Below are 13,016 nucleotides of genomic sequence, written 5' to 3'. Positions count from 1 at the left end.
ATTCAGTTTGGCAGGATACCCGACTCAATAGGCTTCAGCCCCACAGTGGACCCTACTGACTGGTAAGCCGGATGCGGGAGATCCGCCAGTCCGGTTTGGAGGGAGGGGTGCGGTCAATCCCGCATTCCTACCCCTATCAATTGTAGAGACGTCCGTGCTGGACGATTCCCCTCCCGATGGGCCGACACGGCCCACGCTACATTGTTTCCCACTATGGACTGCGCGGGGCATGCCGCCGCTTTTCCTGCACGCCACCAAAACCCTCTCGCTCACCGCAACGAACCAACTGCCAGAATGCCCTAGAGCGAAGAAATCCCGCTCTAGGGCATCTCGTAGAACGACAGTCCAAGTCGGATCCCCTCATTCAAGGCCGCAGTCGGTAAAACCGACGCGCTTCGCTCGGCGTGATCCGGAGCGGACTCGTCGCGTCCACCAAGTCACTCCAAACACCCGACACCTCCGCGGCCGTTTGAAGCGTAGCCGACCCCGACCACGAGACCAGGACGTCAGTCCCCAGCGGAGCCACGCTCAAAGCCCCCGGGATGACGATCGTCAGTCCGTTGACCACCGCCGTGCCCGGCCCAAACAAGCCATCCACCTGACCGTTCGTCACCGGTACTCGGCGATAATAGTAGGTGTTGGCTGCGGTGAAGATCCCTCGTGGTGCGAAGGGTGATCGAGCGAGCCCCGCCACGCTTACCCCTCCGTTGTTCCGATAGAAGTAGAGGTCCACAAACGGAACCGATCCCAATCCCGTGATGGTGAAGGGCGATTCATCGGTGCTGTTCCCAGCCGATTTGTTAAAGATGTAATCGCTGAAGAGCGCCTCCCGGGCCGTGGGACCAGTCGCAACGGCTCCCCCAACGTCCCCACCCATGGGGGAAACGCTGAAAGCGATCGTGGTGGGGCCGCCCAACGAGTTCAATAAATCGCTGGCGGCAACGGTGAGGTTGTCATCGTCCGTTCCATCTTCGAGGCGGGAGTCCGCGGTCAACCCGTTCCAGACCATTCCTCCGCCCGGTGCGCTGGTCCCGGAATACGTGGGTCCCAGCTCGTCCGGATGACGTGCCCCATTGAAATCAATGTTCACAATGGTGGCAGCCCTCACCAAATTGAGAACGCTGAAACTGAAGGTGCGAGTTTGAATCACCGGTGGATTGGAACGATCGGCAAAGGTAATCTCCACCTGGTTCAAGGAATCTCCCGGCAGATCGCCCGGAGGATCGTAGGACACCGTTGTGATGTCAGAGCCCGCGGGCTTAACGATAGTGGGGGTCACCGCCTGGCCATTCACGGACAGTCGAATTGAGGACGAATCAACCTGAGTGACATAGTCCATCAGATCGATCTGAATGGTGGTGTCGCCGGGAATCCCATCACCCGTGGGTGCCACGGATTTGACCATAGGTTGCGGCAAGGGCTTCACGATGGTTAGCCCGTTGATCACCGTCGTTCCCGGACCGAAATTTCCAGAAATGCTGCCCCCCAGAACCGGCACATTTCGGAAATAGGTGGTGTTGGCCCCCGTAAACAGCCCGCTGGGCGTGAAGCTACTCGGGGCTACATCAGCCACCGTGATGGTGCCCGCCGATCGATAAAAATACAGGTCCACCGTCGGGGCTTGCCCCAAGCCGGTGATCACAAAAGGCGACTGTCCAGCCGAGTTGCCGGCGGAGTTGTTGAAGATGTAATCACTGAAGAGAGCCTGACTCGTGCTCGGGTTGGTCGTGGGCGCCCCGCCGACATCACCGCCCATCGGCCCGACCGTGAACGCGATGGTGGTCGTGCCGCCCATGGAGTCGAGCAGCCCAGCGGCCTCGACCGTCAGGTTGTCATCATCTCCACCCCCTTCAATCCTGGAATCCGCAGTAATGCCGTTCCAAATCTGCCCCCCACCGGCAGCGCCAAGCCCGGAATACGTGGGCCCCAACTCGTCTGGACCCGGCACATTGCGCACGCCGTTGAAGTCAATGTTCACAATACTGGACGCTTTAACCTCGTTGAAGACTGTGAAACTGAAGGAGCGAGTTTGAACTACGGGAGGCGTCGAGCGATCGCTGAAGGTGATGCTCACGACATTGGTGGAGTCCGCAGGAAGTCTGCCGGGAGGATCGTAGGTCACCGTGGTCACTTCCGAACCGGCGGGCTTCGCAATGGTGGGAACCACCGCCTGCCCGTTCAGGGTCAACTGTATGGAAGCCGGATCCACCTGGGTCACGTTGTCCTGAAGCTCGATGCGGATCTCCGCGCTCCCGAGGACTCCGTCGCCGGTGGGTGCGAGAGATTTGACAATCGGCTGAGGCAAAGGTTTTACGATCGAGAGTCCGTTGATCACCGTAACTCCCGGACCAAAGTTTCCCGACACGCTACCACCCACCACCGGCACTCCCCGGAATGCTACCGTGTTGCCGGCGGTGAACAGGCCGCTGGAAATGACGACGCCAGGAGAAACGCCGGCGACCGAAATCGTCCCCACGGCGCGGTAAAAATAGAGATCAACGCTGGGCACAGAACCCAATCCACTGATCACGAACGGAGATTCCCCGGCGGTGTTGCCCGCGGAGTTATTAAAGAAATAGTCACTGAACAAGGCCTGACCCACCGTAGGGTCGGTCGTAGGCGTTCCCCCCACATCTCCTCCCACCGGGTTCACGCCGAAACTCACGGAGGTAACGCCTCCGAGGGAGTCAACCAACCCGCTGCTCCCGATGTTGAGATTGTCGTCGTCCGTGCCGTCCGGTAACCGGGAGTCAACAGCGATCCCGTTCCAGATCGTGCCACCCCCGCCCGCTCCCTGCCCGGAGTAGGTTACCCCGATCTCATCTCCAGTCCGCGCGCCATCGAAATCAACATTGATCACCAAGGCCGCCTTGAGGTCGCTGAAGACGGCGAAGGAGAAGTCATTGGTCTGAACCACGGCCGGAACCGCATCGCTTCCGAAAATGATTCGAACGACCTGTGTGCTGTCGGGGGGGAGCGCTCCCTGGGGATCATAGGAGACCGTGGTAAGCCCCGCCCCGACATCGCGCGTGATTTGCGGCGAGACCGGCGCCCCGTTCAGGAGCAGCTGAATCGAGCCAGGCACTACCGCCGTGGCCTTGTCCCTCAGTTTAATCTCCACCACCGCATTGGTGCGCACTGCTTTCCCGGAGGGCGAAGCAGATTCGACGATCGGCGCGGCGGGCGAACTGAACTCTCCGGGAGCGCTAACGCTCAGGCCCCACAGCACCGCCACGCCGCCGCCTATCGAGCCGGTCACTTGACCGTTGCTGACGGGAACCTCCCGGAAGTAGGTGGTGTTCGCGGGAGTAAAAGGCGGCTCGCCTATAAACTCGGAAGCCTCCACCCCCTCAATTGTCACGCTGCCGCTGCGCTTGTAAAAATAAAGGTCCACCGTGGCATTGTCGCCCAAACCCGAAATCGTAAACGGAGACTGCCCAGCGCTGTTGCCCGCCGAGTTATTGAAGATGTAATCATTAAAAAGCGCCAAAGGATCCAACGGGTCTGTGACGGGCGCGGCACAGCAGACGTCACCGCCCACCGGCCCGAGCGTGAAACTCACGGCCGTCGTGAGCCCCGACTCGTCCACCAAACTAGCACCCATGACGTTGAGATTGTCGTCATCGCTGCCATCCGGAAGTCGGGAGTCGGCGTTCAATCCGTTCCACGAGGTTCCCACCCCCGCGGCGCTGGGGCCTGAGTAGACGGGACCGGGAACATCCGGCCCGGGTACGTTCCTGACGCCTTGGAAGTCAATGTTGACGACGGCAGCCGAGGCCTCCAGCCACCAGCCAAGGGATGCGAGAGAGACGAAGCTCATCAAACGGTGAGGGACCAGACGAAGAGTCATCATAGTACAGTTCCTTCGAGTGTAGTTTGACCTTGCGAACGGCAGCAACGCGACGATGCGAGAACGTAACATTGCCTGAACCGGGCAAAGAATGTTTTGGGATAGCACAGCCACCCTATTCCGAGACGCGACGAAGGCAAGCCATTTTGTGGGCCTGTCTCCCCGCTACGCGGGCAGGCGAAAGCGGCAGAGGGCTGCCGCACTCCATAGGTCACCATTCCCGCGAAGCCTTTGGAGTGCTGTAGCCCTCTACAGCTTTTCGGTAACCCCGGAGGGGATCCCCGCTACGCGGGCAGGCGAAAGCGGATGCGCCCTCACCTAAAAGAATGACACCCGGATGGACCGCTGTCCTCAGGCGTGATTTGACTTCGCGCCTCAGGCTCGGCATTGTGTCATGTAATCGCCCTTCACCCTGCCGTACATGATCACACTGCGGACATTTGGTCCCCGTCGCTTCCCCATCCTATGAAGCATTCTCGCACCCTCATCCGGCTGCTGCTCACATTCATCCTGGCGGGCTTTCACGCCAACGCCGAACCCGCCACGAACGCCATCTATCAGGCATCGATCGATCTGTTGGCCGACGAGTCGCTGCCGGGAGCGGAAAACGGATCGAATGGCGTTTGGACCTACGGCGGATACAACCCGTCGCTCACCCAGTTCACACCCTTCACCGCCGACCAACACCTCGACAACTGGCCGGCGAGCCTGCAAAGCGGCACGTTCCAAGGCTACGCAAGCCTCGCCGGCGATGCCACTCCGACCCTGGTGGTCAACACCAACCGCACCACCGCTCAAAGCCCGTGCTGTGGCATCACCCCCATCGCGCCCGGTAAGATCCTCATGCACCCCAGCTCGCCCGCCGGAGGAAATTTTGGGGATACCTACGATGTTCCCACGCTCCGTTGGACAGCACCGGGAGACGGAACCGTTTCGGTCACCGGAAATTTCCTTCAAAGACACGGGCTCACCCAGCGCGGGTACATCCTCACCAATGGCATCGTCGCCCGGACCGGCGTTTCCTCCCGGAATGCCGGCACCTCACTCTCAGTGACCGGCCTGGTGGTGCGACTCGGGGATACGATTGACGTGGGGGTGGGACCCGGCCCCAGTGGCTATGGGTCCGGATCGACGGAAACCGATGCGACCATCGCCTTCGTCACCGCCATCACAGCTCAACCCATCATCATCGTCTCCGAACCGGCAGATCAAGCGGTCGAGGAGAACCAACCGGCGGTGTTCCGGGTCCAAATCGATAACAACCTCGCGTTCTACCAATGGCAGCGCGAGGGCGTCGACATCCCCGGCGCCACGGACTCGACCTACACCGTAACCAACGCGCTCGTGACGCAGAATCCCACGCGTTTTCGCTGCGTCATCACCAACGCCGTCAGCACCAACATCACCCGCCAAGCACTGCTCAGCGTCTCTCGCGATACCACCGCCCCTACCCTCCTCTCCGTACAGAACAACGGCGCCCAGAACCTGGTGATCCAATTCTCAGAGGCCGTGGACATCACTTCCTCCACGGCCTCATCGAATTACACTCTCGACCGAGGTGTGACTGTTCTCTCCGCCGCGTTCGGCGCGGACGACCGGACCATTCTCCTGCAAACCTCCCCGCTGGTTCTGGACCAACCCGCCACCCTGACGGTGAGTCGGGTGCGCGATCGGGCATCAATCCCCAATGTCATTCGGGAAAACACCTCCCTGAGCTTTACCCCCCGAGGTTACCAGCGGGAAGCGATTGGGAATCCCGCTCCGGTGGGATCATCAACGGCCCAGCTCGATGGCTACGATGTCACCGCTGGCGGCAGTGACATCGGCGGCAGAAGCGATCAACTCGAACTGAGCTATGAAGTTCGGCAGGGCGATTTCGATGTCGAGGTTAGGGTGGAATCCCTGAGCTTGTCCGATGCCTGGGCTAAAGCGGGACTCATGGCGCGAGCTAGCCTGAGTGCGGGAAGCCCGTTTGCTGCAATCCTCGCGACGCCCAGCATCTCCGGCACGGTCTTCGAATCCAGGACCACGACCGGCGGCGTCGCCAGTGTCACCGGCTCCTTTCCGGTCAACTTTCCCTCGACCTGGCTGCGATTGCAGCGCGCGGGAAATCGGTTCTCCGGATTTGCCAGTCTCGATGGCGAAAACTGGATGCAACTCGGCTCGGCCACCCTCAGCTTTGGCGATACGACCTACTTCGGAATGGCGGTGACGAGCCACAACACCAACCAAACCACCCTGGCGAAGTTTCGCAATCTGGGCCCAGGCACCGGAAGGCTCGCAGATGCGATCCCACTTCCTTCCGAGCCTCTGGGGCCCTCCAGTCGCCGCACCGGCTTGGTCTTTTCAGAAATCATGTATCGGCCCGCCCCCGGTCCAGATGGAAAAGGCGAGGAGTATGTTGAGCTCTTCAACACCCTGCCCTACTTCGAAGACCTGAGTGGCTATAGCTTGGGGGGTGAAATTGACTACCGCTTCCCGAACGGCACCCTCATCCCGGCCGGTGGGGTGCTCGTCATCGCCCAACAGCCGTCGGAACTGGCTCGGAAGTCCGGTATCACCGGCATCCTGGGCCCCTACGCCGGCAGTCTCCCCGACAACTCGGGAACTCTTCGCCTGCTGAACGCCAGCGGAGCGGTTCTCCTGGAGGTGGGTTACGCTTCGACAGCGCCCTGGCCTGTGGCTGGGGCGGGAACCGGCCATTCACTGGTGCTGGCCCGGGCCTCCCTCGGAGAACGCAATCCAGCGGCCTGGGCATCCAGCGATCGCATCGGAGGATCCCCCGGGGCGCTCGAATCGATCCTGGCAGAACCGCTGCGCGGAGTGAAGATCAACGAGTTCCTGGCTAACCCCGACGGCCCGGATCTGGACTTCATCGAGCTCTACAATCCCCATCCGAAGCCCGTCGACCTCTCGGGTTGCTTCCTTAGCGACGAGGCGGCTCAGTCCAAATTTAGAATCCCGCTCGGCACCGTTCTGCCGGCGCGTGGTTTCGCCACCTTCACGCAAACCCAGCTGGGCTTCGCCATCGACTCCGATGGCGAGCAACTCTTTTTGGTGAACTCGAACCACACTCGAGTGATCGATGCGATTTCCTTTGCAGGACAGGCCTCGGGAATCTCGGCCGGCCGATGGCCGGATGGGGCACCGACCATCCAGGCGCTGCTCGCACCAACTCCCGGAAGCACCAACACGCCAGTATTGCCTGCCGATCTGGTGATCAACGAGATCATGTATAACCCCATCTCGGGTAATACCGACGACGAGTATGTGGAGCTGTTCAACCAAGGGACCAACACGATCGATCTCTCCGGATGGTCCTTTACGGACGGGATCCGCTTTATCTTCCCCACCAACGCGTTCATTTCCGCCGGTGGATACCTCGTCATCGCCCGCAACGTCGACCACCTGTTAGCCACCTACCCTCAACTGAACTCGGTCAACACCCTGGGCAACTACGACGGCACCTTGTCGAATGGCGGCGAAAGGCTGGCTTTGTCGAGGCCCGAACCGCCGTTGCCGCCGGGCGGGCTGCCATCGCCCACCACAGCTTATGTTTTGGTCGACGAAGTCACCTACGGCACTGGTGGGCGCTGGGGCCAATGGGCGGACGGCGGGGGCAGCAGTTTGGAGTTGATCGATCCGCGATCGGACCATCGGCAGCCCTCGAGCTGGGCCGACAGCGATGAGTCCGCCAAAGCCACCGCCTGGACCCTCATCGAACACACCGGGGTGCTAGACAATGGCAGCGCCGACCACGCCGCTACCGCTGTTCAACTGTTCCTCCTCGGCGCAGGGGAATGTCTGGTCGACAACATCGAGGTGGTGAGCGGTGGCACGAATCGCGTCGCCAATGGGACGTTCGAGACCGGCATTGGAGGCTGGCTCCTGGAGGGCAACCACGATGCCAGCGGGCTCGAGGTCCAGGCCGGTTTCGAAAGCTCTCGTTCCCTCCATGTGCGCGCCAGCGGCCACGGCGGCCCGGTGGCCGACCGCGTTCGCGCTCGCTTGACCAGCACTCCAGCCATCCGGAGCGTTGCGACCCTGCGCGCGCGCGTTCGCTGGCTGCGTGGTCATCCCGAGTTTTTGATGCGACTGCGCGGCAACTGGCTGGAAGCGGCCGGCACGTTGGCGGTCCCGTCTCAGCTCGGTACGCCCGGCGCCGCGAACAGTCGCGCCCTGCAGAATGTCGGACCTTCCATCTCCGAGGTCAGCCATCACCCGATCCTTCCCTCCGCTGGACAGTCCGTGACCATCACCGCACGGATCGCCGACCCCGATGGCCTGGGAGAGGTGTCCGTCCGGTATCGGCTGGATCCGTCGTCAGAAATCCTTTCGTTGCCCATGCGGGACGACGGGGCCCAAGGTGATCTGACCAGCCGGGACGGAGTCTATACGGCGGTGATTGCCGGACCATCGGCCGGAGGCCTCATCGCGTTCCATATCCAGGCCAGCGATCGGTTCACCCCGGCGGCCAACCGCACCTTTCCAGCCAACGATCCCATCCGCGAATGTCTGATTCGTTTCGGTGAGTCCCAACCCTTTGGCAACCTGGGGACCTACCGGCTGTGGATGACCAGAGCGACGCAGCAGCGTTGGTCCACCCGAGGTAACAACAGCAACCAACCACTCGACTGCACCTTCGTTTATGGAAATCAGCGCGTCATCTACAACATGGGGGCTTCCTACAGCGGCAGTCCGTTCAAGACACCTGGCTACGATTCACCCATTGGGGCGGGCTGCGACTACAATCTCGACTTTCCTGAGGACGACCAGTTCTTAGGAGCCACCGGATTCGAGATCGCCACCCCGGGAAATTTCCCCGGCGAGGCCGAGCCCACCGCACTACGGGAGCAGCTTTCCTACTGGATTGCCCGCCAGCTCGGGCTGCCCTTTATGGAACGGCGTTTCGTCCACTTTTTCGTCAACGGAGTGAAACGAAGCCTGATCATGGAGGACACGCAGATTCCCAATGGAGACGTGGTGGAAGAATGGTTCCCGGAGGATTCTGAGGGTGAACTGTTCAAAACCAGCTTCTCCTTCGAGATCGATGAGGCTACCCCTGCCCCGCTGACCTGGATGCCGGCGAGCCTGCAAGTCTTCAACACCACCGGGGGTGTCAAGAAAACCGCGCGCTACCGCTGGAACTGGCAGCCTCGTGCGGTTCGCGGCGGGTCCGCCAACGACTACGCCAGTATCTTCCGACTCGTCGACGCGGCCAATGCCACCGCCCCGAGCTACACGGCCGCCCTCGAGGGCCTCATCGATGCCGAGCAATGGATGCGGTTCTTCGCCTACGAGCATATCGTCGGCCAATGGGACAGCCTGGGATACAACACGGGCTCGAATGTGTATCCCTACAAAGGCAGAAACGGACGCTGGAACCTGCTGCCCTGGGATGTCGATATATCCTTCGTGGCCGACGGCCCAACCTCTGATCTCTTTGTTGCGGCCGACCCCCCCCTCGCGCGCATGAACAGTCATCCACCCTTCCGTAGGGCCTATTGGCGAGCGTTGAAAGATGCCGTCAACGGGCCGTTGCTGGAGACGCGGGTAGGTCCAGTCGCCGCCGCTCGACATGCCGCCCTGCGAGCAAACGGGCTTAATGTGACTCCGCCCGATGATGCGACCTCCTACATCCGTCAACGCCGAACTTATATTCTCTCCCAACTGGCCGCCGCTGAGGCGCCGTTCGCGCTGGGTACTTCTAATCCTCCAACCACGAGCAGCAACCTGGCGACCCTGACCGGCACCGCCCCTTTGGCTGCCGCTGGAATCCTGGCCAATGGCGTTGCCTACCGAGTCACGTGGACCAGCGCAAAGGCCTGGTCGATGAGTGTTCCACTAAAACCCGGCACCAACCAGATTGATCTCCAGTGGGTAGATCGCTTCGGAAGCATCGGGACCAACGCGCCCATTCGGGTGAATGTCATCTCCACCGGACTCGATACCTCTCCGGTCGACGTGGTCGTTTTCAACGAGGTCATGTATGCCCCACTCGTGCACAACACGGAGTTTGTCGAACTTCTGAACTCCTCCGGCTCGTCCGCCTTCGACCTGTCCGGTTGGGGAGTCGAACCGCTGGGGATGGTGTTCCCGACCGGCACGCTCATTGCTCCCCGACAAACACTGTTGCTGGTTAAGGATCGCGCCGCGTTCGCCACCGCCTATGGCCCAGAACCCGTGGTATTCGCACCGTTTGAAGGTCAACTACCGAATCCCGCCGGCATCCTGAGGCTGGTCAAGCCAGCCACCCAAGGCACCCCGGAGGTGATCGTCGATGAGTTTCGTTATGAGTCCACGAACCCATGGCCCGAAGCGGCTCATGCGCGAGGAAGTTCGCTCCAATTGATCGATGCCACACGCGACAATCGTCGAGTCGCCAACTGGTCGGATGGATCGGGATGGCGCTTTTTCAGTGTATCGGGCGTACCCGGATCCGATGCCACGCGACTCAGCCTGTGGAGTGACTCAGCGGGGGAAATCTACCTCGATCAGGTTTCCTTGGTACGTGGAAGCATTCCGGAACAGGGACTCAACTTGGTTCAGAACCCGGGTTTCGACGATCTCGCACTTCAGCCCTGGCAGGCCACCGGAAATCATTCCAACTCGGTCTCCACCCCAACGGTGCATTACCTGGGGAGTGGAGCCCTGCGATTGATCGCCGCCGGCTCGGGGAGCGTCAGCGCCGCGATCAGTCAAGAGTTGGGGGGAATCGACCCCGCCGGCGCTTACACGCTGAGCTTTTGGTATCTGCCCAGCGCGAGCACCAACAATTTAAACTACCGCCTCAGCAGTGGTTTTCGCTCCGTCAAGGCGATTAACATACGTCCCGCCCTCTCGACACCAGGAGCTCTTAACTCCGCCGCGGCACCTTTACCTGACTTCCCACCGATTTGGCTGAACGAGGTACAGCCGGACAACCGGACGGGGTTGAAGGATCGGACCGGAAACGAGGAGCCTTGGGTGGAACTGTGGAACTCCGGGACTCAGACGGTGAGCTTGGAAGGATTCTTCTTATCGAACCAATACTCGAACGCGAGCCGCTGGGCATTTCCTCCCGGCAGCACCCTCACGCCAGGTGAGTTCCGGGTGGTCTTCCTCGATGGCGAGTCCAACCAAACCACCGACACCGAGTGGCATAGCAGTTTTCGTCCGAACGCCACTTCGGGATCGATCGTCCTATCTCGTCAGCTAGCCCCCGCACTACAAGTGGTTGATTACCTCAACTACGATCAAGTCCCCACAGACTGGGGATACGGGGATTTCCCCGATGGGCAACCCCTGTCTCGACAGATTCTCAGCCAGGTGACACCCGGGGCCTCCAACGGGAGCAGCGGCGCTGAGCCCCATCCCTTCATCAACGAGTGGATGGCCGATAACACGAGGACGATAGGGAACGAAGCCCATGGAAATGCATTCGATGACTGGTTCGAGCTCTACAATCCAGGGTCGAGCACTCTGGACCTCGAAGGTTACTACCTGACGGATGATCTCGACGACCCGAGGCGGTTCCAAATTCCAGCGGGATATCAGATCGGCCCCCGTGATTTCCTGCTCGTCTGGGCGGACGGTCTGCCTGGGCTCAACCTCCCCGGCCGACCCGAATTGCATGTCAACTTCCAGCTCAGTCGCACGGGCGAGGCGATTGGCCTGTTCGCCCCAAACGGGCGAAGGCTCGACGCCGTTCTCTTCCGAACGCAGGCGAGCGATGTCAGCGAAGGACGCATTGAAGACGGAAGCAGCCAGATCGGAGTTCTGAAGACTCCGTCTCCAGCCCAACCCAACTCAAGAATCCCGATCGTCCCTCCCCACCTCACTCTTTCCATAAGCGGCCGCCCACAAGTGAGCTTCCTGGCGCTGTCGAATCAGGTGTATGCCCTCGAATGGAGAGAGAGCTTAGACTACGGCCGCTGGCTTCCCTTGAGAAACGTCATCACGGTCCCATCGGATCAAGTCGTCTGGGTGGAGGATTTGTTGCCCTCGACCGAAGAGCGTTACTATCGGCTCATCACGCCGCCGGCGGCCAGCGCGCCAGCCGGGCCATGGATCCTCCGTTCACCACGATCAACAATGAAGAATGCAGGGGAACGAATCGAACTGAGCGTCCTCGCGGTGGGAACCGGCGAGTTGACCTACGAATGGCGCTTCAACGGACAGCCGCTCGCTGGAGCCAGTTCCTCGAAGCTGGTAATACCCAATGCCAGCCCGCTCAGCAGCGGAGCCTACCAGGTGGTGGTGACCGACCAAACCGGAGCCACCTCGAATCACCCGCCTGCCCAAATCACCGTGCGCCCCTAACGAATTCCCACGAAGGACGAGAAGAAACCCGAGGTATTGGCTTAACCGGATCACGCGGAACACACGGATCAAAAAAAGGGTCGTGACATTCTTTAGCGGAAGATCGCCGTGCCACTTCAGAGTCATGAGATGGCCCCTTCCATCCCTGGCCCATCCGTGCGATCCGCGAAATCCGTGGTTCCATCCCCTTTCGAGGGCTACTTGTTCAGTTGTGATTCCTGGTCTCCTCCGTGTGTTCCCCGTGATCCGTGGGCCAACACTTCCCCGCCCCAGACAGCTCTGCCAGCCGTTCGACGGCTCACTTTTCGCATTGATCCCCGGTCGACTCGCCACGATGCTTGCACTCACGAATCGATGCCCCGGAAGGCAGCTCGACGACAACATTCTGAGTAAGCGATGATGGGCGACACGGAATCCATGCAACCAGCGAAGTTCGAATCGGCTCAGATCCTCGATCTGGGTCGAAAGCGCCAGGATCAGACCGACCTCTGCGTCCAGTTCCCTGAACTTGGAATCCATTGCCTCATCGACGACCACGGCTCCCAGTTTCAAGGCGCGCCTGCCAGCCAACTCCTCGCGGATGTGCTCCACAAAGCATTCACGAGTGATGGCCTCGCTTCGGCTTCCAGCCTTTCCGATTATAAGGCCGCGCTTCGTCATGCCCTCGGAGTCGCTCATTTCCGACTCCGCCAGGAGTCAGAGTTCCTCGCCCAGGAACCCAAATCCTGCAGTTTTTTGGGACTGATTCTCGATCCTAAAGACTCGGAGAAAGCTCTCTGCCTGCATGCCGGCAGCTGCCGACTCTATCGACTCCGCGAGATACGGCTTGGAGAGTTTCGTCTGGATCTACTTTCGGGAGACCACG

2 protein-coding genes are annotated in these 13,016 nt (G+C 60.7%); one reads left to right on the top strand and one right to left on the bottom strand.

Translation table 11 applies throughout. From position 1 onward, the window contains the following. Window positions 1-364: 364 nt before the first annotated feature. Window positions 365-3,853, bottom strand: a complete 3,489-nt coding sequence (locus tag JNN07_17975; GenBank protein MBL9169633.1) for a hypothetical protein — start codon at window positions 3,851-3,853, stop codon at window positions 365-367. 462 nt (window positions 3,854-4,315) lie between these two features. Between JNN07_17975 and JNN07_17970 the strand changes: the two genes are divergently transcribed. Further along, window positions 4,316-12,151: a lamin tail domain-containing protein gene (locus JNN07_17970; GenBank protein ID MBL9169632.1), complete on the top strand. Its 7,836-nt coding sequence runs from the start codon at window positions 4,316-4,318 to the stop codon at window positions 12,149-12,151. Window positions 12,152-13,016: the final 865 nt, after the last annotated feature.

Source organism: Verrucomicrobiales bacterium, assembly GCA_016793885.1.
Lineage (GTDB): Bacteria > Verrucomicrobiota > Verrucomicrobiia > Limisphaerales > UBA11320 > UBA11320.
This window is presented reverse-complemented; position numbering and strand designations above follow the sequence as displayed.